The sequence below is a fragment of the Mesorhizobium japonicum MAFF 303099 genome (assembly GCF_000009625.1).
Classification (GTDB): Bacteria; Pseudomonadota; Alphaproteobacteria; order Rhizobiales; family Rhizobiaceae; genus Mesorhizobium; species Mesorhizobium japonicum.
In genome coordinates this window covers 5,256,025-5,279,446 of the sequence record NC_002678.2, presented here as the reverse complement: position 1 = coordinate 5,279,446, position 23,422 = coordinate 5,256,025, and the positions used below count along the sequence as shown (strand labels likewise).

General features: G+C 63.2%; 22 protein-coding genes and 1 tRNA gene. 11 read left to right on the top strand and 12 right to left on the bottom strand.

Annotated features, from left to right (window positions below; all coding sequences use genetic code 11):
• Positions 1-18: 18 nt before the first annotated feature.
• Positions 19-93, bottom strand: a tRNA-Thr gene (locus MAFF_RS26400).
• Between the two features lie 95 nt (positions 94-188).
• Here MAFF_RS26400 and MAFF_RS26395 point away from each other — a divergent pair.
• The 9 genes from MAFF_RS26395 to yacG all read left to right on the top strand — a co-directional run bounded on the left by MAFF_RS26395 (position 189) and on the right by yacG (position 5,964).
• Complete coding sequence (locus MAFF_RS26395; RefSeq protein ID WP_010914067.1) at positions 189-434, top strand: hypothetical protein; 246 nt, start codon at positions 189-191, stop codon at positions 432-434.
• Positions 435-562: 128 nt separating this feature from the next.
• Entirely contained in the window at positions 563-1,855 is a 1,293-nt protein-coding gene (gene murA, locus MAFF_RS26390) for a UDP-N-acetylglucosamine 1-carboxyvinyltransferase (RefSeq protein ID WP_010914066.1), read from the top strand.
• A gap of 168 nt (positions 1,856-2,023) precedes the next feature.
• A complete protein-coding gene (locus tag MAFF_RS26385) occupies positions 2,024-2,455 on the top strand; it encodes a DUF2948 family protein (protein WP_019860404.1) in 432 nt (143 codons plus the stop codon).
• Between the two features lie 7 nt (positions 2,456-2,462).
• Complete coding sequence (gene hisD, locus MAFF_RS26380; protein ID WP_010914064.1) at positions 2,463-3,755, top strand: histidinol dehydrogenase; 1,293 nt, start codon at positions 2,463-2,465, stop codon at positions 3,753-3,755.
• A gap of 6 nt (positions 3,756-3,761) precedes the next feature.
• Positions 3,762-4,247, top strand: a complete 486-nt coding sequence (locus MAFF_RS26375; RefSeq protein WP_010914063.1) for a UPF0262 family protein — start codon at positions 3,762-3,764, stop codon at positions 4,245-4,247.
• Positions 4,235-4,705, top strand: coding sequence for a low molecular weight phosphatase family protein (locus MAFF_RS26370; RefSeq protein WP_080512106.1), 471 nt, complete (start codon positions 4,235-4,237; stop codon positions 4,703-4,705). Before MAFF_RS26375 ends, MAFF_RS26370 begins: the two co-directional genes overlap by 13 nt.
• A 196-nt stretch (positions 4,706-4,901) precedes the next feature.
• A complete protein-coding gene (infA, locus tag MAFF_RS26365; protein ID WP_006200926.1) occupies positions 4,902-5,120 on the top strand; it encodes a translation initiation factor IF-1 in 219 nt (72 codons plus the stop codon).
• Positions 5,121-5,143: 23 nt separating this feature from the next.
• A complete protein-coding gene (locus MAFF_RS26360; RefSeq protein ID WP_010914061.1) occupies positions 5,144-5,770 on the top strand; it encodes a Maf-like protein in 627 nt (208 codons plus the stop codon).
• A complete protein-coding gene (gene yacG, locus MAFF_RS26355) occupies positions 5,767-5,964 on the top strand; it encodes a DNA gyrase inhibitor YacG (RefSeq protein ID WP_010914060.1) in 198 nt (65 codons plus the stop codon). Before MAFF_RS26360 ends, yacG begins: the two co-directional genes overlap by 4 nt.
• A gap of 15 nt (positions 5,965-5,979) precedes the next feature.
• On the opposite strand, the gene MAFF_RS26350 is transcribed toward yacG, so the two are convergent.
• The 6 genes from MAFF_RS26350 to MAFF_RS26325 form a co-directional block, all read right to left on the bottom strand.
• A complete protein-coding gene (locus tag MAFF_RS26350; RefSeq protein WP_044549257.1) occupies positions 5,980-7,350 on the bottom strand; it encodes an alpha-glucosidase/alpha-galactosidase in 1,371 nt (456 codons plus the stop codon).
• 19 nt (positions 7,351-7,369) lie between these two features.
• A complete protein-coding gene (locus MAFF_RS26345; RefSeq protein ID WP_010914058.1) occupies positions 7,370-9,037 on the bottom strand; it encodes an ABC transporter ATP-binding protein in 1,668 nt (555 codons plus the stop codon).
• Positions 9,038-9,047: 10 nt separating this feature from the next.
• Positions 9,048-10,187: an ABC transporter permease gene (locus tag MAFF_RS26340; protein ID WP_010914057.1), complete on the bottom strand. Its 1,140-nt coding sequence runs from the start codon at positions 10,185-10,187 to the stop codon at positions 9,048-9,050.
• Complete coding sequence (locus MAFF_RS26335; RefSeq protein WP_010914056.1) at positions 10,188-11,195, bottom strand: ABC transporter permease; 1,008 nt, start codon at positions 11,193-11,195, stop codon at positions 10,188-10,190.
• Between the two features lie 116 nt (positions 11,196-11,311).
• Complete coding sequence (locus MAFF_RS26330; protein WP_010914055.1) at positions 11,312-13,393, bottom strand: ABC transporter substrate-binding protein; 2,082 nt, start codon at positions 13,391-13,393, stop codon at positions 11,312-11,314.
• 102 nt (positions 13,394-13,495) lie between these two features.
• Entirely contained in the window at positions 13,496-14,962 is a 1,467-nt protein-coding gene (locus tag MAFF_RS26325) for an alpha-glucosidase/alpha-galactosidase (RefSeq protein WP_010914054.1), read from the bottom strand.
• A gap of 66 nt (positions 14,963-15,028) precedes the next feature.
• On the opposite strand from MAFF_RS26325, the gene MAFF_RS26320 reads away from it, so the two are divergent.
• Positions 15,029-16,084, top strand: coding sequence for an AraC family transcriptional regulator (locus tag MAFF_RS26320; RefSeq protein ID WP_010914053.1), 1,056 nt, complete (start codon positions 15,029-15,031; stop codon positions 16,082-16,084).
• Between the two features lie 17 nt (positions 16,085-16,101).
• Here MAFF_RS26320 and MAFF_RS26315 read toward each other — a convergent pair whose 3' ends face one another.
• From MAFF_RS26315 to MAFF_RS26295, 5 genes are all read right to left on the bottom strand, one after another.
• The gene (locus MAFF_RS26315) at positions 16,102-18,129 is read right to left on the bottom strand and encodes an aldo/keto reductase (RefSeq protein ID WP_044549254.1); all 2,028 of its coding nucleotides are present in this window, start codon (positions 18,127-18,129) and stop codon (positions 16,102-16,104) included.
• 36 nt (positions 18,130-18,165) lie between these two features.
• On the bottom strand, positions 18,166-19,245 hold the full coding sequence (locus MAFF_RS26310; RefSeq protein WP_010914051.1) for an ABC transporter ATP-binding protein: 1,080 nt from the start codon (positions 19,243-19,245) through the stop codon (positions 18,166-18,168).
• A gap of 8 nt (positions 19,246-19,253) precedes the next feature.
• Positions 19,254-20,090, bottom strand: a complete 837-nt coding sequence (locus MAFF_RS26305) for a carbohydrate ABC transporter permease (protein ID WP_010914050.1) — start codon at positions 20,088-20,090, stop codon at positions 19,254-19,256.
• Positions 20,087-20,947, bottom strand: coding sequence for a carbohydrate ABC transporter permease (locus MAFF_RS26300; protein ID WP_010914049.1), 861 nt, complete (start codon positions 20,945-20,947; stop codon positions 20,087-20,089). Before MAFF_RS26300 ends, MAFF_RS26305 begins: the two co-directional genes overlap by 4 nt.
• A gap of 91 nt (positions 20,948-21,038) precedes the next feature.
• A complete protein-coding gene (locus MAFF_RS26295; RefSeq protein WP_010914048.1) occupies positions 21,039-22,310 on the bottom strand; it encodes an ABC transporter substrate-binding protein in 1,272 nt (423 codons plus the stop codon).
• 104 nt (positions 22,311-22,414) lie between these two features.
• Here MAFF_RS26295 and MAFF_RS26290 point away from each other — a divergent pair, with 104 nt between their 5' ends.
• The gene (locus tag MAFF_RS26290) at positions 22,415-23,287 is read left to right on the top strand and encodes a helix-turn-helix domain-containing protein (protein ID WP_010914047.1); all 873 of its coding nucleotides are present in this window, start codon (positions 22,415-22,417) and stop codon (positions 23,285-23,287) included.
• Positions 23,288-23,422: the final 135 nt, after the last annotated feature.

Below are 23,422 nucleotides of genomic sequence, written 5' to 3'. Positions count from 1 at the left end.
CAGTTCGATGGGATAGACTGGTGCTGCGAGAGAGGATTGAACTCTCGACCTCTCCCTTACCAAGGGAGTGCTCTACCACTGAGCTACCGCAGCCGCTGATGGCGGGGCTTCTGCCATATCGAACCGGTAAGCGCAAGGCCAAGAACAACGCTTCTGTGAAAGCCTTTGCCGGATAGCTTTCTAATGACATGGCAGCGCCACAATGTTGGCTATCCCTGAACGGCAGGTTTGGCCGGGTCGCCGGCCGGGACGGAACGATGAGCGACAAGACAATTCCAGCAAAAAAGGGCGGCACGGACCGCAAGGACCGGCTCGCCGAGCAGTTGCGCGCCAATCTGCAGAAGCGCAAGGCGCAGTCGCGCTCGCGCCGCACAGGTGAAGCCGACCAAAGGCCGGACGGACTTGGTTCGGCCAAGGAAATACGGAAAGATTAACTCAAATCAGCCACTCTTGGCCCGGATGCGTGGAAATCCTATTTCTTGAACCACACCGGCCAATGGTCTAGACGGGCCGATACTCAAACGATTGAACCGGCCTTTTTGGCCGAGAGGGATATTCTCCAATGGATCGCATCAGAATTGTCGGCGGCAACAAGCTTGCCGGAAGCATTCCGATCTCGGGCGCGAAAAACGCCGCTTTGCCGCTGATGATCGCCTCGCTTTTGACCGACGACACGCTGACGCTGGAAAACGTGCCGCATCTGGCCGATGTCGAGCAGCTGATCCGCATCCTCGGCAATCACGGCGTCGATTACTCGGTCAATGGCCGCCGCGAGAAGCAGAATGAAGGCTATTCGCGCACCATCAACTTCTCCGCCCGCAACATCGTCGACACGACGGCGCCTTACGAGCTGGTGTCGAAGATGCGGGCGTCGTTCTGGGTGATCGGCCCGCTGCTGGCCCGCATGGGCGAGGCCAAGGTGTCGCTGCCCGGCGGCTGCGCCATCGGCACGCGCCCGGTTGACCTGTTCCTCGAAGGCCTGCAGGCGCTTGGCGCCGATCTCGATGTTGACACCGGCTATGTCATCGCCAAGACCAAGAATGGTCGCCTGGTCGGCAACCGCTATGTCTTCCCCAAGGTCTCGGTCGGCGCCACCCATGTGCTTATGATGGCGGCTTCGCTGGCCAAGGGCGAGACAGTGCTGGAAAACGCCGCCTGCGAGCCTGAAATCGTCAACCTCGCCGAATGCCTCAACGCCATGGGCGCCAGGATTTCCGGCGCCGGTACACCGACCATCACCATCGATGGCGTCGAATCGCTGTCGGGCGCGCGCGTGCGCGTCATTCCCGACCGCATCGAGACCGGCACCTATGCCATGGCGGTCGCCATGACGGGCGGCGACGTCGTGCTCGAAGGCGCGCGGCCGGAGCTGCTGCAGACCGCGCTGGACGTGATTTCGCAGACGGGTGCCGAGATCACCCAGACCAATTCCGGTATTCGCGTGAAGCGCAACGGCGCCGGCATTTCGCCCGTCGATGTGACCACGGCGCCCTTCCCGGCCTTCCCGACCGATCTGCAGGCGCAGTTCATGGGCCTGATGACCATGGCCAAGGGTAAGTCGCGCATCACCGAGACGATCTTCGAGAACCGCTTCATGCACGTCCAGGAACTGGCCCGGCTCGGCGCCCACATCACGCTTTCGGGCCAGACGGCGATCGTCGACGGCGTGGCGAAGTTGAAAGGCGCGCCGGTCATGGCCACCGACCTTCGCGCTTCCGTCTCGCTGGTCATCGCCGGCCTCGCTGCCGAAGGCGAGACCACGGTCAACCGCGTCTACCATCTCGACCGCGGCTTCGAGCGGCTGGAGGAAAAACTGTCCAACTGCGGCGCGGTGATCGAGCGCATTTCCGCCTGACGATCGAACGGCGGCAGCTTCGAACGGAGGCTGCCCGTGCGGCCTTCATCCACCTGCCAGCACCGCAAAGCCGAGGCAATTGCCTCGGGCGGGAGTCGTGTCGCGGTTGCACCGGCCGGAAAGACCGCCTAACAGAGGGCTGAAACCAACCTTAGGTACAAATTCCGCATGGCCCTCAAGCTTATCGCGCTCGACGACCAGGATCTGAGCATCGTCTCGGCCCATGTCCAGGACGCCGTGATGAAGGTGTCGGACCTCGAATTCCTGCCTGCGGCCAAGCGTTTCGTGCTGACCATGAACCGTTTCGTCTGGGAGGCGAAGTCGGGCCTGTTCCGCCAGCACAATGAGCGGCGGCAGGCCGTGCTGCATTTCGACCGGGTGCTGGGCGCCAAAACCAATGGCATTGCCCGCGACAAGCCGGCCGAGGTGCTGTCCCTGCTGGCGATCAGCTTCATCGAGATCAGCAAGCCAGCCGGCATCGTCGAACTCATCTTTTCGGGCGGCGGCACCATCATGCTCGATGTCGAATGCATCGAGGCCCGCCTTGCCGACATTGGCGGCGCGTGGGAAGCCACGTCGCGCCCCATTCACAAGGCTTGAGCGCCCCATGGCCATCACGCTTCGCCAGTCCGATGCCGATTTCGAGCAGCGCTTCGCCGCTTTCCTGACGACCAAGAGGGAAGTGTCCGAGGACGTCGACGCAGGGGTTCGCCAGATCATCGCACGCGTGCGCGCCGAAGGTGACGCGGCACTGATCGACTATACGCAACGATTCGATCGGGCCGATTTGAAAAGCCTCGGCATTGCCGTGTCGAAGCAAGACATTGCGGCCGCTTACGAGACGGCCGATCCAAAGGCGATCGAAGCGCTCGAATTCGCGCGCGATCGCATCCGCTCCCACCACGAGCGGCAGCGACCGAAGGACGATCGCTACACAGATGCCACCGGCGTCGAGCTCGGCTGGCGCTGGACAGCCATCGAGGCGGTCGGGCTCTATGTGCCGGGCGGCACGGCGAGCTATCCAAGCTCGGTGCTGATGAACGCCGTGCCGGCCCGGGTGGCCGGCGTCGAGCGCGTCGTCATGGTTGTGCCGGCCCCGGGTGGCATCATCAATCCGCTGGTGCTGGTGGCGGCCGACATATCAGGCGTGACCGAAATCTACCGCGTCGGCGGCGCACACGCGATCGCTGCCCTTGCCTATGGCACAGAGACCATAAAGCCGGTTGCCAAGATTGTCGGGCCGGGCAACGCCTATGTCGCGGCGGCCAAACGCCAGGTGTTCGGCACGGTCGGCATCGACATGATCGCCGGCCCCTCGGAAGTGCTCGTGGTGGCCGACGGCAGCAACAATGCGGACTGGATCGCCGCCGATCTGCTCGCCCAGGCCGAACACGATGTGTCGGCGCAATCGATCCTGATCACCGATGATCCGGCCTTTGGCAAGGCGGTCGAACAGGCTGTCGAACGGCAATTGCAGACCCTGCCACGCGGTGAAACGGCAGCGGCGAGCTGGCGCGATTTCGGCGCGGTGATCGAGGTCGCGACCATCGAGGCGGCGCTGCCGCTGGTCGACCGCATCGCCGCCGAACATGTCGAACTGGCCATCGACGATGCCGAAGGTTTCCTGTCGCGGATGCGCAATGCGGGCGCGGTCTTTCTCGGGCGCCACACGCCGGAAGCCATCGGCGACTATGTCGGCGGCTCCAACCATGTGCTGCCTACGGCACGCTCGGCGCGCTTCTCGTCAGGCCTGTCCGTGCTCGATTTCGTCAAGCGGACTTCGATCTTGAAGCTCGGGCCGGAGCAATTGCGCGTGCTGGCGCCGGCGGCGATCGCGCTCGCCAAGGCGGAAGGGCTCGACGCGCATGGCCGCTCCGTCGCTATCCGGCTGAACATGTAGGCTGAGATGACGGGCTCCGATCAAACCCGCGCAAAGCTGATCGATATCGAACTCGATGAATCGATCGGCCGTTCGACGCCCGATGTCGAGCATGAGCGAGCGGTGGCGATCTTCGACCTGATCGAGGAGAACAGTTTTCAGCCCGTCAACGACAGCGGCGCCGGCCCCTACCGGCTGAAACTGTCGCTGGCCGAGCAGCGCCTGGTCTTCGCCGTGGCGCGCGAGGATGGCACCGCGGTGGTCACCCACATCCTGTCGCTGACGCCGCTCAGGCGCATCGTCAAGGATTACTACATGATCTGCGAGAGCTATTACGACGCCATCCGCTCCTCGACGCCGAGCCATATCGAGGCGATCGACATGGGCCGGCGCGGCTTGCACAACGAAGGTTCGCAGACGCTGATGGATCGGCTGTCCGGCAAGATCGACATCGATTTCGACACGGCGCGCCGGCTGTTCACGCTGGTTTGCGTGCTGCACTGGCGGGGCTAGCCCTGGTACCCGGCGCCCCGCCCCGCTCGATCCTGTTCCTGTGCGGCATGAATGCCGTGCGCTCGCCAATGGCCGAGCAATTGGCGCGCCGGATGCTGCCCGCCACCATTTTCGTTGCCTCGGCCGGCGTGCGCGCCGGCGAGCGCGACCCGTTCGTCGACGCCGTGCTGGCGGAGGAGGGCCTGTCGCTGGGCGAGCGTCATCCCAAGACGCTGGACGATCTCGAGGATGACTATTTCGACCTGATCGTGACGCTGGCACCGGAGGCGCACCATGCCGCGCTGGAACTCACCCGCTCGCTCGCCGTCGAGGTCGAATACTGGCCGACACAGGACCCGACCAACGCCAGCGGCACGCGCGAACAGATCATGGCGGCCTACCGCGACGTGCGCGAGCGGCTGAAGTTGCGCATAAGCCGACGTTTCTTGGCTTCAGACGCAAAAAACGCGAAGGATTAAGCGTGTTCACAAGCGCACGATTATCATATAGGTTCCGCCGAAATTCCGGCTAGAGTCGGATGATTTCAGGTCTGTTCGACCTGAAATCATCCGACTCTAAACCAAGAAGTAGAGCATGATGTCGTCCGAAAACCGCTTCACACTTTTCGGCGTCATGCTCTAAGCGCTGGAACTGCAATCCAAGCAAAGGTATCGAATGCCGAAGGAAGAAGTCCTCGAGTTTCCGGGTGTCGTGACGGAATTGTTGCCGAACGCGATGTTCCGGGTGAAGCTCGAAAACGAACATGAGATCATCGCCCATACGGCCGGCCGCATGCGCAAGAACCGCATCCGCGTGCTGACCGGCGACAAGGTTCTGGTCGAGATGACGCCATACGACCTGACCAAGGGCCGCATCACCTACCGCTTCAAGTAAGATCAAGGCTTGGCCGGAACGCGATGAGCATTTTGCAGAAGCTGGTGCTTGCCTCGGGTTCGCCGCGCCGCATCGAACTGTTGCAGCAGGCCGGCATCGAGCCGGACCGTATCCTGCCAGCCGATATCGACGAAACGCCGCTGCGTGCCGAGCATCCGCGCTCGCTGGCCAAGCGGCTATCGACGGAAAAGGCCGAGAAGGCGTTCGCGTCGCTGAAGACCGAGACGGGTTATGCGCCAAGCTTCGTGCTGGCCGCCGATACTGTGGTCGCGGTCGGGCGGCGCATCCTGCCCAAGGCCGAAACGCTGGACGATGCCGCCAACTGCCTCGGGCTGTTGTCCGGCCGCTCGCACCGGGTCTATTCCGGCATCTGCCTGATCACGCCGGGCGGCAAGCTGCGCCAGCGACTGGTCGAGACGCGGGTGCGTTTCAAGCGACTGCCGCGCGAGGAGATCGAAGCCTATGTCGCCTCGGGCGAATGGCGCGGCAAGGCAGGCGGCTATGCCGTCCAGGGTCTCGCCGGCTCGTTCGTCGTCAAGCTGGTCGGCTCCTACACCAACATCGTCGGCCTGCCGCTCTACGAGACGGTGGCGTTGCTATCGGGCGAAGGCTTCAAGATCCATCAGAGCTGGCTGACCGCACGGCCATGAATTCCGACTCCAAAATCACGCCGCTGCGGCCAAAGCGCCCCTGCCCCGAATGCGGCAAGCCGTCGGCGCGCGACACCTTTCCGTTCTGCTCGGCCCGCTGCAAGGACATCGACCTCAACCGCTGGCTGAAGGGCGCCTATGTCATCAAGGCCCGCGACGACGAGGAAGAACCCGACGCCGACGAGCCCAAGTAAGACCGAGATCGCCCGTCAGGCGGCCTCGGTCTTGCGGCTCACGCGCGCCCAGGCCGGTAGCCAGTCGCCGTGAGCGGCCAGGAGATCATCGACCAGTGAGCAGATCTGGTCGAGGTCGAGTTCGGCCGCCGTGTGCGGATCCATCATCGCCGCATGGTAAATGTGCTCGCGGTTCTCGCTCATCAGAGCCCGCACCGTCAGTTCCTGGACATTGATGTTGGTGCGGATCAGCGCCGTCAGCTGCGGCGGCAGATCGCCTATATAGGTCGGCTGAATGCCGGAGGCATCGACAAGGCAGGGCACTTCGGCGGCGCAGTCGCGGGGCAGCGAGGTGATGCAGCCATTGTTGCGGACATTGCCGTAGATCACCGACGGTTCGCCGGTCCAGACCGAGTTCATGATCGAGGAGGCATACTCCCTGGACTCCTCGACCTCGATGCGCTGGGCCGAGCGGTAGGCCTGCGCCTGGTCTTTCCAGCGCTCGATCTGCTCGATGCAGCGCTTGGGGTATTCGTCGAGCGGAATGCCGTATTTCTCGATCAGATCGGGGCGACCCTCCTTGATGAAATAGGGCGTGTACTCGGCGAAATGCTCCGAGCTTTCGGTGACGAAATAGCCGAGCCTGGTCAGCATCTCGTAGCGTACCTTGTTGGGGCAGCGTGGATTCCAGCCCGGCTTGGGCGCGCGGCCTTCGCGATAGGCGCGCACGAGATCCGGATAGAGGTCGCGGTAGGAGCCGTCGGGCTGGCGGTGCTCGAATTTCAGGTAGAAGGCCATGTGGTTGATGCCGGCCGACCGATAGCGGATCTCGTCATACGGCAGCGAGAGGTCGTGAGCGAGTTCCATCGCCGTGCCCTGCACCGAGTGACAGAGCCCGACCTGCTTGATGGTGGGGTATTTCTCCGAGATCGCCCAGGTGTTGATCGCCATCGGGTTGACATATTGCAGCATGATCGCTTCGGGGCAGACGGCGAGCATGTCCTCGCAGATCTTCCACAGATGCGGCACGGTTCTGAGGCCGCGCATGATGCCGCCGACGCCGAGCGTGTCGGCGATCGTCTGGCGCAGGCCGTATTTCTTCGGCACTTCGAAGTCGGTGATGGTGCAGGGCTCGTAGCCGCCGATCTGGAAGGCGACGACGACGAAATCGGCCCCGGCAAGGGCCTTGCGCTGGTCGGAATAGGTCTCGGCCTTCGCCTTCACGCCGAGCGTCGCGATCAGCTTGTTGACGACGATGGCGCTCTCTTCCAGCCGCTGCGGATTGATGTCCATCAGCGCGATCGTCGCGCCCGAGAGGGCCGGCCGCTGCAGCACGTCGCCGACAATGTTCTTCATGAACACGGTCGAGCCGGCGCCGATGAAAGTGATCCTGGGATGTCTTGCCATGCTAACCTCCGGCATATGTTCAAGCCACGTCGAAAGCGGCTCGGACGAGCCGTTCGGTGTAGGCGGTCTTGGGATTTGTGAGGATCTCGTCGACGGGTCCCTGCTCGACGATCTTGCCATGCTGCATGACGATGACGCGATGGCACAGCGCGCGCACCACCTTGAGGTCGTGCGAAATGAAGAGGTAGCTGAGGCCGCGCTCGTCCTGCAGCTTGCGCAAGAGGTCGATGATCTGCGCCTGGACGGAGAGGTCGAGCGCCGATGTCGGCTCGTCGAGCAAGATGAGTTCGGGCTCGAGCGCGATGGCGCGGGCGATCGCGATGCGCTGCCGCTGACCACCGGAGAATTCATGCGGGAACCGCGACAGGATATCACCCGGCATGCCGGCGCTGACCAGCGCCTCACGCACCCGGTCCACCCGCTCCGCCCGCGTCGCGCCGAGGCTGTTGACGATCAGCCCCTCCTCGATGATCTGGCCGATCGTCATGCGCGGGTTGAGCGAGGAGAACGGATCCTGGAAAACGATCTGCATGCGCGAGCGCAGCGGCCGCATCTCGTTGCGCGACAGGCCTTGGATCGGTTGACCGTCGAAACGGATCTCGCCGCGCCTGGCGTCGATCAATCTCAACAGCGCCTGGCCGAAGGTGGTCTTGCCGGAACCGGATTCGCCAACCAGCCCCAGCGTCTCGTGGCGGCAAAGCCTGAGGCCGAGATCGTCGACGGCGACCAGCTCGCGCCAGTCGGGCTTCAGGAAACCGCCATGGCGCAGCATGAAGCAGACGCGCACATCATTCGCCTCGAGGATGGCGCCGCTGCCCTCAGGAAGCGGCTGCGGACGCCCGCGCGGCTCCGCGGCGAGCAGCCGCTGCGTGTAGGGGTGCTGTGGGTCCGCAAACAGCCGTTCGGTGACGTTGTGCTCGCACATCGCGCCATGCTGCATGACATAGACATAGTCGGAGAATTTGCGCACCACGGTGAGATCGTGGGTGATCAGGATCACCGCCATCCGCAGCTCTTTCTGCAGATTGCGGATCAGGTTCAGGATCTGCGCCTGGACGGTGACGTCGAGCGCGGTGGTCGGCTCATCGGCGATCAACACGTCGGGATCATTGGCCAGTGCCATGGCAATCATCACGCGCTGCCGCTGACCGCCCGAGAGCTGGTGCGGATACTGCTTGAGCCGCGCCTCCGGCTCGGGGATCTGGACATGCCGCAGCAGCTCGAGCGCCCGCGCCCAGGCTTGCCTGCGGCTCACCTTGCGATGCACCCGGATTGCCTCGACGATCTGGCTGCCGACCGTATAGATCGGGTTGAGCGAGCTCATCGGCTCCTGGAAGATCATCGAGATGCGGTTGCCGCGCAGCTTGCGCCGCTCGCTCTCGGGGAATTTCAGGATGTTCTGGCCGTCGTAACAGATGCTCGATTTCGGCGACACGGTGGCCCGGCGCGACAGCAGCCCCATGACGGCGCGCGCCGTCACCGACTTGCCGGAACCGGATTCGCCGACGATGGCGATCGTCTCGCCGCGATAGAGCTGGAACGAGATGTCCTTGACCGCTTCGACAACGCCGTGCTCGACCTTGAAGGCGACCTCGATGTTGCGGGCGTCGATGATGGGCTGGTCCTGGCGCCCGTCATGGTCATGACGAACGATGGGCGCGAAGGACTCGGCGAGTACGACGGTCATCCCAGCCACCTCAATACGGATCGACGGCATCGCGCAGGCCGTCGCCCAGCGCGTTGAAGGCAAAGACGGTGGCGAGCACGAAACCGACTGGCGACAGTATCCAGGGATAGGTGCCGATGACGGAATAGGTCGCGGTGTCCTGCAGCATCAGACCCCAGGAGATCAGCGGCGGCTTGACCGCGAAGCCGAGGAACCCGAGGAAGCATTCGAGCAGCACCACCGTCGGGATCGCCAAGGTGACGGCAACGATCACGTGGCTCATCACATTGGGCAAGATGTGCTGCAGGATGATGCGCCGGTCGGTGGCGCCGACCGCCATGGCGGCGCGCACATATTCGATGCGCGCCAGCGCCAACGTCTTGCCGCGCACCTCGCGCGACATCTGCGCCCAGCCCAGCGCCGACATGACGATGATGACGAAGGCGAGAAAGACATTGGTCGGCGCGGTGACGGGGATCAGCGTCGTCAGCGCCAGATAGAGCGGCAGCTGCGGAAAAGCGAGCACCAGTTCGACGAAGCGCTGCGTCCAGATATCGAACCGGCCGCCGAAATAGCCGGAAACCATGCCGACGGTGGTGCCGATGACGGTGATGATGAAGACGACCGTCAGCGCGATCATCAGCGAGACCCGTGAGCCATGTATGGCGCGCGACAGCACATCACGGCCGAATTTGTCGGTGCCTAGGAAATGCACCGGCTGGCCGTCCATCGAGGCGAAGAAATGCCGGTTCGCCGGGATCAGCCCGAAGAGCTTGTAGGGCGCGCCCTCGGTAAAGAAGCCGAGCAGCCTTGGATGGTCGTAGTCGGGGCCGACAATGGGCTGGAAGGTGACAGGATCGAGGTCGGCCGAATCGGCCAGCGCATAGACCCGCGGCCTCGCGACGAAATTGCCGTCCCTATCGTGGAAGGAGGGCAGTTGCGGCGGCGCGAAGCCGACATCGGTCGCCTTCGGGTCCATCGGCGCCAGGAATTCGGCGAACACGGCCATCACCAGCAGCAGCACGACGAGCCAGAGCCCGGCCATGCCGGTCCAGGAGCGCTTCAGCCGGCGCCAGACGAGCGCGATGTAGCTTTCATTGCCGCGGGCCGGCTTGGCGACGATGGGCCCTTCGGCGGGCAGCGGCGGCGGTGATGGATCGCGGGCCAGCATCTAGCTCTCTCCGTATTGGCGGATGCGCGGGTCGAGCAGGACGAGCAGCATGTCGGCGATGATGTTGCCGACGATCAGCGTCGCCGCCAGCACCATCATGAAAGTGGCGGTGACATAGACATCGCCGACGGCCATCGAGCCGACAACCGCCGGGCCGACGGTCGGCAGAGCGAAGATGATTGCCGTCTCGATCTCGCCGGTGAGCATATAGGGCAGCACCACGCCCTGGTACATGACGAGCGGATGCAGCGCATTGGGCACCGCGTGGCGCATGACGACGGCGCTGCCGGTCAGGCCCTTTGCTCTCGCCGTCTCGACATATTGTGCGTTGAGCGTATCGAGCAGATTGCCGCGCATGACACGCATATTGTAGGCAAGGCCGCCGAAAGTGGCGATCGCGACCACCGGCCAGACATGCTTGACCAGGTCGACGAACTTCGCCCACGACCATGGCGCACCGCCAAATTGTGGCGAGAAGAACGAGCCGATCTCCGACACGTTGAACTGGAAGACCAGCAGGTAGACGATGATCAGCGCCATCAGGAAGCGTGGCACGGTCATGCCGAGGAAGGCGATGGCCGAGAGCGTCGAGTCGATCCAGGTATATTGCCTTGTCGCCGCCCATATGCCGAAGGTGATGCCCAGCACCGAGGCGAGCAGATGGCAGACCAGCGCCAGAAGCAGCGTGCGCGGCAGGCGCTCGCCCACCACATCGGCGACCGGCTTGTTGTAGTAGAGGCTGTAGCCGAAATCGCCGCGAGTAATGATTCCGCCGATCCAGTTGAGGTACTGGACGGGCAGCGGCTTATCGAGGCCGTGTTCGACGCGGTAGGCCTGGGCCTGCGCATCGGCCTCGGCGAAGGAGGCACCGCCCTGGTTGATCAGCTGCGAACGGATGTAGTCGGCATAGTCACCAGGTGGCGCCTGGATGATGGCGAAGGTGACGAGGCTCAGGATTGCGAGGACCGGTATTGCCGACGCTATGCGCATAAGCAGGAATCGCAGCATGGACGGTCGGCTTCCTCATTTCGCCGGACGCTCCCATTGAGGGTCGTTCGGAGGGTTGGTTTGCCCCGGCCGCGCCAGCGGCGCGGCCGGGTCTCTTTTGGTCAGGGGAGGTAAACTTACATCGGACCCTTGTCTCCGGGCTTGCCCGGGAGCTCCTGAGGGAACAATTCGTATTTCGCCTGCTTGTCGGCCGCGACGAAGACGCGTTCGCGGACGATCGAATCCTCGGCCCAGTTGAACATGAAGATCGGCGTGCCCTGCGGAATGTTCGAGAAGCGCTTGTTGACGATCAGCGCGCCGGGATATTCCGTCAGGCCGACATTGTAGACATGTTCGGTCGAGATCTTCTGGAACTCTTTCATCAGGCTGGCGCGCTTGTCGTTGTCTTCCGACGCGACAAACTTGTTGACGATATCGACCAGGTCTTTTTCGAAAGGCATCAGGTCGACCTCGCCACTTTCCGGCGCGCGGTGGTTCCAACTGGTCTTCGGACCGACAGGCGCGAGCTGCTCGGTGTTCTGCACGACCGAGGTCAGTTCCTGGTCGTTGCGCCGGATCAGCCAGTCGAAGCGGCCGGAGTATTGCGAGGCATCGCGCTGGGTGCCGTTGAGGCCGTTGAGAACGACCCTCAAGCCCAGCTTTTCCATCTGGGCGACGACACCTTCGGCAAGGCTTTTGTCTGTGCCGTAGTCGTTGTTGACCAGCATCACGATCTCGACGTTCTTGCCGCCGGCGGTGCCGGCCGGGAAGTTCACGAAACCGTCGCCGTCGGTATCCTTGAGGCCGGCCTTGGCGAGTTCGGCCTTGGCGCCAGCGAGGTCGAACGGATAGTAGACGGTGGACTTGCGATCATAGAAGCTGGTGCCCGAAGAGAAGCCGCCGGGATAGATGGCGGTGAACGGCCCCTTGACCAGGGAGTCGCCCAGCGCCTTGCGGTCGAGCGCCATGGTGACAGCCTTGCGGAAGTCCTCATTGCGGTTCAGCTCGCGAACCGCCTGGCTGCGTTCGTCAGGATTGCCCCAGCCATTGGCGGAATAGTTCATGCGCAGATTGTAGCCGATGAGGCGTGGACCGAAGGCGAGCCGTGCCGGCGCGTTGGCTTCAGCGGCGCGCTTCAGCGAGGCGACAAAGTTTTCCGGCTGCTCCAGATTGGAGAAGTCGGCCGCGCCGGCGACCGCCTGGACGTCGCGGTCGGCCCAGGTCGACAGCTTGTAGTGCAGTTCGTTGAGGTAGGGCAGCTGGTTGCCCTTCTCGTCGACCTTCCAGTAGTAGGGGTTGCGGCGCATGACGATGATGTCGTCCGGCCGGTATTCGACCGGCACCCAGGCGCCCATCACCGGCATGTTCATGAATTCCGGCGGGAAGGCATTCTTGAACTGGTCGTAGGTGTTCTTCGAATATTTCGGATGCTGCGGCTTCAGGATGTGCGCGGGGCCGGGACAGAAGGTGCCGTAGGCCATCGCATAGAGGTACTGCTTCGGAAAGGCTTCCTTGAAGGTCCATTCGACGGTGTAGTCGTCGATCTTCTTCAGCGTCGTGCCGACACCGAAGGTTTCCGGCGTCGCGCCGTTCAATGGCGAGACGTTGGGATCAACGACCTCGTCGTCCCAGTAGAACATGACGTCGTCGGCGTTGAAGGCAACGCCATCCGACCATTTTGCGCCTTCGACAAGATGCATGGTCAGCTTGTGGCCGTCCTTCGACCAGTCCCAGCTCCTGGCCAGGTTCGGCAGCGGCTCGGTGTCCTTGGCCTCGACCTGGAACAGCGGCGCGGTGCGCGTCAGGCATTCGGAAAGGCCGATATCGATGCCGCCCCAGCCCTGTGTCTGGCCGGCGCCATAATTCCAGCCTTCCGGCCGGCCGCCGATGACATGGCGCATCGTATCGCCATAGACGCCGATGCCGTCTTGCATGTTGCCCGTCTTGAAGACCAGCGGTTCTTTCGGCAGCCTGTCTTTCACCGGCGGCAGCTTGCCGGTCTTGACGTATTTTTCGGTCACCCAATCCGGCTCGTGATATTCCGGCAGGGCCTTGAACTCCAGGATGGAGTCGCGCGCCACGTATTTGATCTTGCCCTCGGCCGGAAAGGTCGCCGGCACCGGCGGGACTGTCGGCTCTGATGCGAAAGCGTTGAGTGCCGGAACCGAGACGCTCAGCGCCAGTCCGGCGGCAATGCCAATGCTGCGTAGGTTTCTCATAGTCTCCTCCCTCATGTTCAGACGTTTTCTGCTGCTCGTCTCTGCCTGGACGGCTCAATGCGATGGACCTGCCTCCCAAGGTCCGTCGCTGCGCCCGGGGTTTCAGCCGGCCTGTTTGAGCGCGGCCTTTTCGGCGCGCAATTCCTCGATCGAGCGCACGTTTCGCCGCGCAGCACCCGCCCATTCGCGGGTCTTGACCGCGGATTTCGACAGCCGCTCCTTGGCGGCCGGAACCGCATGCGCATATTGCGGCAGCCATTGAGCCTGGGCGACGACCATTTCGTCCACCATCTGCCAGACTTCCTCCGGCGTCGACACCGCGCCGACCAGCGGGTCGTGCAGCACGGCGAGCTTCAGGAGATCGATGTCGCCTGATATCGCGGCATGCACCGACATGCGCTGGACGTTGATCGAAGACATGCAGGTGGCCGCACAGGCTTCCGGCAATGTGATGCCGGCGGCCATGTTGATGCCGAAACGGTCGACGAAGCCGGGCGACTCGACGATGGCATCCTGCGGCAGATTGGTGATCAGGCCATCATTCCTGACGTTGAAGTGGCCACGATAGACCCGATTGGTCTCCAGCGCCTCCAATATGTGGCTGGCGTGTTCGTTGGAGCGCTTGGCCGGATCGATCGGCTTCGACGCCGCTTCGAGGAATTGCGGATACTCCGTCTCGAACCAGTTGCGGGTTTCGGTGGAGTAGCGGAGATAGCCGCCGGTCTCGCCATGGATCCAGTCCGACATATCGATCCAGCGGGTGATCTCGTCGGGCCGCTTGCGGTACCAGGGCAGATATTCGGAGAGATGGCCGTTGCTCTCGGTCGAATAGACACCGAAGCGCTTCAAGACATCGATGCGCAGCTTTTCCTGCTGCGAATAGATCGGATGCGCCTCGAACGCTTCGACCAGTTCGTCCTTGGCGATCTTGCGGCCATTCAGCCGCAAATCGATGAACCAGGTCTGGTGATTGATGCCGGAACAGACATAGTCGAGCTCGTGCCTGGACTTCGCTCCCAGCACCTCGGCGATCTGCTCGGCGCCATGCTGGACGCCGTGGCAGAGGCCGACCGTGTCTACCTTGCCGTATTCGATCGCCGCCCAAGTGTTCATGGCCATCGGGTTGGCATAGTTGAGGAATTTGGCGCCCGTCGCGGCGACCTCGCGTATGTCCTTGCAGAAGTCGAGGATCACGGGAATGTTGCGCTGGCCATAGAGGATGCCGCCTGCGCAGATGGTGTCGCCGACGCACTGGTCGATGCCATATTTCAGCGGAATGCGAATGTCGTCGGCATAGGCCTCGAGGCCGCCGACCCGCACACAACTGATGATATAGCGCGCGCCTTCGAGCGCCTTGCGGCGATCGGTTGTCGCCGTCACCCTGGTTGGCAACCCGTTCGCCTCGACGACCTTGTCGAGAATCGCCTTGATCATCCCGAGATTGTGTTCGCTGAGGTCGGTCAGTGCGAATTCGATATCCCTGAATTCGGGCACGCACAGGATGTCGGTGAACAGTTTCTTGGTGAATCCGACGCTGCCGGCACCGATGATAGCGATTTTGAAACTCATCAGCCGTACCTCATCCTATTCCAATGGCAGGCCGGGAATGACAGCGGTAGGTCGCAGCCGCATGCCATGGCATGTGTGCGGGACAAGCCGGTTTCCGGCCCGCCAACCTCCCTGTCCGCTCCTCACCTGCGGATCTCTCTCGCTTTTCGAGGGGGATTATGCCCTTATTCACGAGCGCGACCAGAGAAGGATTATGCTTTCAAGGGTAATTTTGTGCTACGAGATTTGATCGCCAACGGACAGTCGATGCGCACGATCTCGCTGCCGCGCGGCCGGCAGCGCCTGCATGCCATGCCGACAAGCACCGGCTATGAAGTGCGCGAGGACGAGATCTATGACTGGGACGGGCGTAAACGCGGCCAGACGCCGTTCACCGTGCTCCAGCACACGATCAGCGGCACCGGCCGGCTACGCTACGAGAACCGCAACTACCGCCTGCAAGAGAACGACACGCTGCTGGTGCTGGTGCCGCACAACCACCGCTACTGGCTGGCCAGCGACGAGCGCTGGGAATATTTCTGGATCTCGATGAACGGCGAGGAGGCGCTGCGCATCCACAAGTCGATCCTCAGCATCTCCGGTCCGGTGTTCCGGCTTAAGCCAGCGACGATCGATCACCTTGCTGATTGCAGCCTGCGCCTCATCAACGGGGCGGCCTCGGCGGGTGCCGCGTCCGCTATCGCCTACGAGGCGGCGATGGCGCTCTATGACGATGTCTTCGGCTCGCATGCCTTTGCCGAGAAACTGAGCGCCATGCAGCCGGTCATCGACCATATCAACGCCAATCTCGACAGGCCGCTGCCGGTGGCGGACCTCGTCCAGATCAGTGGCCTCAGCCGCGCCCATTTCTCGCGCTGCTTCGCCGAGAGCGAAGGCCTGCCGCCCGCCGAATTCGTGTTGCAGCAGCGCCTGCAGCGGGCGGCGAAGCTGTTGACCAAGGCGGATTTTCTGCCGGTGAAGGAAGTCGCCATCCTGTGCGGCTTCGAGGATGCGAACTATTTTTCGAAGGTCTTCCGCCGTCTCTACGGCACCACGCCCAGCCAATTCCGCACCACCGGCATGTATGCCAATCTGCGAACGCCGGCCAGGCGCGGCGTCAGGGTGTCGGACGACGAGACCTGACGCCGCTTTGAGTTCCATCAGGCCGCGTGCAGGCTGCCGCCGTCCAGCCACTCGAGATCGGCAGGCGAAAGCGCGATGTCCAGCGCCCGCAGACTGTCTTCCAACTCGCCCAGCGTGCGCGGCCCGATCAATGGGACCGACGGGAAAGGCTGGTTGAGCACATAGGCCAGCGCAACGTGGATCGGGCTCTTGCGCAGTCGCGCGGCGAGCTCGATGGCGCGGTCGCGGCGGCCGAAATTGCGCTCCGAATACCAGACCCGCACCAGTTCCTCGCTGTCGCGCCTGTCGCGCCCGGCGCGCTCGGTGAAGAAGCCACGGCCCTGGCTCGACCAGGCGAAATTCGGCATCTGCCTGGATGTCAGCCAGGCCTTCCAGTCGTCGGTGGACGAAGCCACACAACCCGCCCAGATCGGCTCCAGCATTTCGGCCAGCGAGAAATTGTTGGAAAGCGCGCCGGGCTTCTGCTTGCCGGTGCGCTCGGCATAGGCAATCGCCTCGTCCATGCGCTGCATCGTCCAGTTGGAACCGCCGAACGGGCCACGGATGCGACCGGCCTTCACCTCAAGGTCCATGGCATCGACGAACTCGCCGACCGGCACATCCGGATTGTCGCGGTGCATGAAATAGATGTCGACATGGTCGGTCTGCAGGCGGTCGAGCGATTGGGCAAGCTGCTTGCCGATCACGTCGGGATAGCAGAGCGGCGAATGCGCGCCCTTGGCGATGATCACCGACTGCTCGCGCACGCCGCGGTTCCGCAACCACTGGCCAAGCAGCGTCTCGGTGTAGCCGCCACCGTAGACGAAACCGGTGTCGAACAGATTGCCGCCGGCCTCGAAGAAGGCATCCAGCAGGATCGAGCCCGAGGAGAAGGTGCGGAAATCCTCAAAGCCGAGCGCCACCACCGACGCCGACTTCGCCAGGCCCGGAATGGCGCGCTTGCCGATCGCCGTGCCGCTGGACCGCAGAGGCCGGCCGGAGATGGTGTTGGTGCGCAGCTGGGCCTTCTCGATCTCGTACTCCAGTCCGACGGCAGCGCGCCATCTGTCGAGCACGCGCAAGGTGCCGAGACTGTCGGCCCAATCCATGCCCGGCCAAGCGAACTCCTGCCGCCCGGCAAGGATGGCCTCGCCGGCGCCGTCGACCTCGAAGGAATAGACATGGCGCTTTTCATCGACGCTGATCGTCTCGCGCGAGCCATCGGCACCGATCACGTCGATCCGGCCGAGGCCGACATCGCGATTTCCCCCGGCGAACCAGAAGTCCGGCACTTCGATGCGACCCTTGGTGCCGAGAATGCGCAGCACATTGTCCTGGTTCAGCGAGATGCTGCAGGAAACCTCGGCGACGATGCCGTCGGGAAAATGCAGCAGCGCCGAGGCCCATTCGTCGACGCCGGACTGGCCAAGATGGGCGGTACCAACCACCTTGTCGGGCTCGGCAAAGGGGAGGCCCGCCGCCGCCCCGGCAATCAGCCGCGCCATCGAGACGGTATAGCCGCCGACGTCCAGTATGCCGCCGCCGGCGGAATCATTGGCATAGAGCCTATGCTGCGGCATGAAGCCCGGCATGGCGAAGCCGAAGCTCGACTTGATCATCCTGACCTCGCCGATGACGCCGGACCGGATCAGTTCCACCAGCTTCAGCGTCTGCGGATGCAGCCGGTACATGAAGGCTTCGCCCAGAAAAGTGCCGGCCTTGCGCGCGGCATGGAACATGGCGTCGGCCTCGAAGGCGGTCAGCGCCAGCGGCTTTTCGCACAGCACGTGCTTGCCCGCTTCCGCCGCCCTGATCGCCCATTGTGCGTGGCCAGGATGCGGGATCGCGATGTAGACGGCATCGATGTCGGGATCGGCAAGCAGCGCTTCATAGCCGTCGACGATGCGAGCGCCGGGAAAGGCTTCGGCGAGGCCTGGCTTGCCGGGATTGCGCGCGCCGATGGCGACCAGTTTTCCGGTGCGCGAAGCGGCCACGCCGCCGGCGAAGGCCTGAGCGATGCTGCCCGGGCCGAGAATGCCCCAGCGAATGGGCGTGGTTGCGGTCATTGTCATTCTCCTTGAAGGCTGGGAGGGGGCGGCCGGTCAGCGCAGCCGCAGCCCTTTTTCGTCGAACAGGTAGGATTTGCGGATGGAAACGGTGACCTCGGAGGTTGTGGGAACCTTTGCCGCATCGCGCTGGATCACCACGTCTTCGCCATGGGCCGTTCGGGCGTAGAGGAAGCTCGTGCCGCCGAGATGCTCGACCACGTCGATGGCGACGACAACGTCGGTGTCGCCTTCCCCGGCACCGCCGAAATGTTCGGGCCGCACGCCGACGATGACCTTGCTGCCCACTTCGGGCGCGGCGCCGGCCAGTGGCTGGATGATACGGGTTTTCTCCTGGCCCGCCAGCTCGACCACGACCCCACGCGCATCGTGCCCGGCAATTTGCGCCTTGATGAAATTCATCTTCGGCGAGCCGACAAAACCGGCCACGAACAGATTGTCGGGATCGTCATAGAGATCGAGCGGCCGGCCGATCTGCTCGATATGGCCGGCGCGCAACACGACGATCCGATCGGCGAGCGTCATCGCCTCGGTCTGGTCGTGCGTGACGTAGATCATCGTGGCGCCGAGTTCCTTGTGCAGGCGCGAGATCTCGACGCGCATCTGGACGCGCAGCTCGGCGTCGAGATTGGAGAGCGGCTCGTCGAACAGGAACACTTGCGGCTCGCGCACGATGGCGCGGCCGATGGCGACGCGCTGGCGCTGGCCGCCGGAGAGTTTCTTCGGGCGCCGGTCCATCAATTCACTGATGCGCAGAATCTCGGCCGCGCGCTTCACCCGCCGGTCGGTGTCGGCCTTGGGGTTGCCGGTCATGCGCAGCCCGAAGGAGAGGTTCTGCTCGACGCTCATATGCGGATAGAGCGCATAGGACTGGAAGACCATGGCGATGCCGCGATCGGCCGGCTCGACATCGTTGACCAGTTTGCCGCCGATGGCAATCTCGCCGCCGCTGATGTCCTCGAGCCCGGCGATCATTCTGAGCAGGGTCGACTTGCCGCAGCCGGACGGGCCGACGAAGACGACGAACTCGCCGTGCTTGATGTCGATGTTGGCGCCATGGACGACTTCGAAGACGCCGAAGCGCTTGACCACATTGCTCAGCGTAACGGTTGCCATGCTGCCTCTTACTTGACTGCGCCGGCGGCGATGCCGGCGATGAAATGGCGCTGCAGGAGCACGAAGACGATCAGCATCGGCACGGTGAGCATCACGGCCCCTGCCATGATACCGCCCCACGACACTTTGGTGAGGCCGATCAGGGTGCCGAGCGCCACCGGCGCCGTCATCGAACCGGGCTGGCTGTTGATCAAAAGCGGCCAGAGATAATTGTTCCAGGAGGCGAGGAACAGGATGATGGCGAGTGCGGCGAGCATCGGCCGCGCCAGCGGCAGCGCGACGAAGAGGAAAATGCGCCATTCCTTCACGCCTTCGACGCGGGCGGCGTCGAAGAGGTCGTCCGGCATCATGGAGAAGCTCTGGCGCATGAAGAGCACGCCCAGCGAATTGAACAGCGGCGGCACGATCAACGCCACCCAGGTGTTGGCGAGCTGGAAGTCGCGCGCCACCATGATGAATTGCGGGATCAGCACCACCGCATAGGGCAGCGTGATGGTGCCGAAGATGATGCCGACCACCACGCCCTTGCCGAAGAACTGGTAGCGCGCCAGCGCCCAGCCGGCCATCGACGTCAACATCACCGACAGGAAGGTGTAGGTCACCGCCACCGAGACGGAGATGCCGATGGCGCCGACGAAATTGGTGTCACGCTGCAGATTGTTGAAATTGTCGACGAAATTGCCGTGCGGCAAAAGCTCGATTCCGGGGCTGAATATGCCGTTGTCGGGCATGGTCGAAAACACCACCATCATCCACAGCGGGAACAGCCAGATCAGCGCCAGCGGGGTGAGGAAAAGATGCAGCGCGATGCTGCGCCTCAGGCGGGCGGAGGAGAGCGAACTCATTGCTTTTCCCTCGTCAGCCACAGCTGCACCAGCGTGATCGCGATCGCCAGCGCCGCCATGGTGTAGGCAACGGCCGAGGCATAGCCGAAATTGAGCGACCGGAACCCCTGGCGGTAGAGCAGCAGGCCGAGTGTCTCGGTGCCGCCACCCGGCCCGCCGCGCTCGGTGATCAGGAAGGGCTCGGTGAACAATTGCATGGTGCCGATGATCGAGAGAACCAGGCAGAACACGATGACCGGCTTCAAGAGCGGCAAGGTGATGTAGAAGAACTGCTTGAGCTTGCTGACGCGGTCGAGCGTCGCCGCCTCATAGACATCCTCGGGGATGGATTGCATGCCGGCCAGAAGGATGATGGCGTTGTAGCCGGCCCAGCGCCAGGTGACCGCGATCATGATCAGCGCCATGGCCGGCGTGACATTGGAGAACCAGTCGATCTTGGGCAGCCCGACGCTGTTCAGGAGCTTGTTGACGATACCGAAATCGAGGCTGAACATCAGCCGGAATACCGCCGAATAAGCGACCTCGCCGACGACGACGGGAGCAAAGAAGGCGAAGCGGTAGAGGCCTCTCGCCTTCAGGAGCGGCGAATTCAAAAGCACGGCCATCACCATGGCCAGCGCGATCATCACCGGCACCTGGATGACGAGGATGAGCAGCGTGTTCTTCAGCGCGTTGAAGAAGGCCGGATCGCCAATCAGCCGGCCCCAGTTGAAGCCCGGTGCGAAACGCCAGGGCACGGTGCGTGTCGCCTGGAAGGAGATCATGAACGACGAGATGATCGGCCACACCCAGAAGACGGAGAAGATCAGCAGATAGGGCGCCAGGAAACGATAGGCCGTGGCATTGCGGTTGCGCATCCTGCTCCTCCCTCATATCCGGTGTTTCAGACAAGCTCGCAGGCGGGAGGTCCGGGCGGCAAGAGCCGTCCCGGACCCCGTCCTTGGGAGTTTATGATTTGACCGGCAGTCCGGTCGCCGCGGCGATCTGTTTTGCGGCGTCGTCGAGTGCGGCCTTAGCATCGGGATAGCCGCCGGCCAGATATTTGGTCTGCACCGCACGGACGATGATTTCGGCATCGCTCTGGAACTGCGTGCCGCGGCTGGGGACGACCTTGGGCAAGGTGCCCAGAATATCCTTCCACACCGCCTGGCCACCCCAGTAGGGCAGGCCTTGGCTGACATAGGGGTCATTCAGCGCCGAGACCAGCGAGGGGACGAGGCCGAACTCCTTCAGCATGGTGATCTGGCCTTCATTGGTTCCGAGCGTGTATTTCAGGTATTCGTATGCCGCTTCCTTGTTCTTCGAAGCCGAGGTGATGGCCAGCGACGAGCCGCCGAGATTGGCGGCGCGGGGACCGTCGGCGGTTAGGCTCGGCATCAGATAAACGCCCCATTTGCCGTTTTCGCCGGCCGATTCGGTGCGGATGGTGCCTTCATACCAACCGCCATAGACCTGGGTGGCGACGGTGCCTGCCGTGTTGTTGGTGATCTTGGTGCCCCAGTCGGCGGACGAGACGATGCCGGCGTCCTTCATCTCCTTGACCTTGGTCAGGGCGTCGACGCATTTGGGTTCGCTGACCGTGATCGACTGGCCATCCTCGGCGAAGTAGGCGCAGCCCTGCTCGTTGGAGATCATGCGGAAGAATTCGGTGTCGCCGTTGAAATCGGCGTTGGTCATCGAGACGCCCGGATTGGCGGCCTGGATCTTCTTGCCGGCGGCGATGAAATCGTCCCAGGTCTTGATCGAAGCCGGATCTACCCCGGCCTTCTCGTAGAAGTCGCGGCGATAGAAAGCGGCGACCGGGCCGGAATCCCACGGCATGGCATAGGCCTTGTCGCCGACCTCGAGTTCGGTGCGCTTGAAATCGGGGAATTTCTTCTGGTCTTCCGACGTATAACCCAGCGTATGCAGGTCGACGAAGCAATCGGGGAACTGGCTCCAGTAATTCTCGGCCTCGCCATTCTCGATGGTAACGATGTCAGGCAGGCCGACGCCACCGGCGGCACAGCCGGCGATCGACTTGTCATAGGTCGGCTGGTTGCCGAGATCCTGGACCGTGACCTTGATGTCGGGATGCAGCTTGTTGAAGCCGGCAACCGTCGCCTTCAGCGACGAAGCGGCGACATTCCAGCTCCAGATGGTGATTTCGCCGGATTGCGCAAAGGCCGGGGCTGAGCCCAGGACAAGCGCGAGCGCGGCGCAAGACAGTGTGATGCGCATTGAAATCCTCCCATTTCATTTGCTCTCTCTGCGAGCGTGGCTACACTATTCGGCGCGGAAGGCTTGTCGCCGACAAAGGGAATACGGAATTGGCGGAAAGTAAGATGCCGGAACGGCCGTTTTACCAGCCGGGCGCCAGCAGCGTGGAGGGCCTGCCGCTGCTCTTGCAGATGTTTCACACCGCTCCGCTGGTGATGCTCAAGCCGCACTGGCATGCCCAGGTCGAGGTGAATTTCATCGTCCGCGGCAGCGTGCACTACCGCATGAACGAGCACGAAATCTCCCTGTCGGCCGGCGAGATGTGCTTCTTCTGGGGTGGCCTGCCGCACCAGATGGACGATCTCAGCGACGACGCCATCTATGCCGGCGCGCATCTGCCACTGGTGCATTTCTTCCGGCTGCATCTGCCGGCGGACGTGCGCCACCGGCTGATGACGGGCGCGACGCTGGTGACCAGCGCCACCGATCAATCCGACAACGACAATTTCGCCCGCTGGAACCGCTATGCCCGCTCGGGCGATCCGGCCAAGGCCGAGCATGCCGTCAACGAATTGTTGCTGCGGTTGGAGCGGGTGCGGTTCGAACCCTACCGGCTGGTGCCAGAGACGGCGGCCGGGCAGGAAGCCGGCAGTGCCTTCGACCAGCAGTCCTCGCGCAATGTCGGGCGCATGTGCGATTTCATCGCCGAGAATTTTCTCTACGACATCGATTGTATGAACATAGCGGCCGCCGCCGACATCCATCCCAAATACGCCATGAGCCTGTTCAAGAAATCGACCGGTATGACGCTCAACGAATATGTCAATCTTCTGCGGCTGAGCTACGCGCAGGCGCTCTTGATGCATCAGGACGCCAATGTGCTGCGCGTCGCCATGGACTCCGGTTTCGGCTCGCTCAGTGCCTTCAACAAGTCCTTCCGCAAGCTGGCCGGCATGACGCCCTCCGATTTTCGCAGGAGCGTGGCCAGCGCCAGGTAGAAGCGACGGTCGGTTGCTCGTTGAGGCGAATGCACAGCGGCATCCCGATCGTCGGCTAAGGACGGACCCCGGCGGTCGCAGCGCGGTTTGGCGGCGCCGGGACCGAGCCAAGGGCCAAAGGAGGCCAGCCCGCAG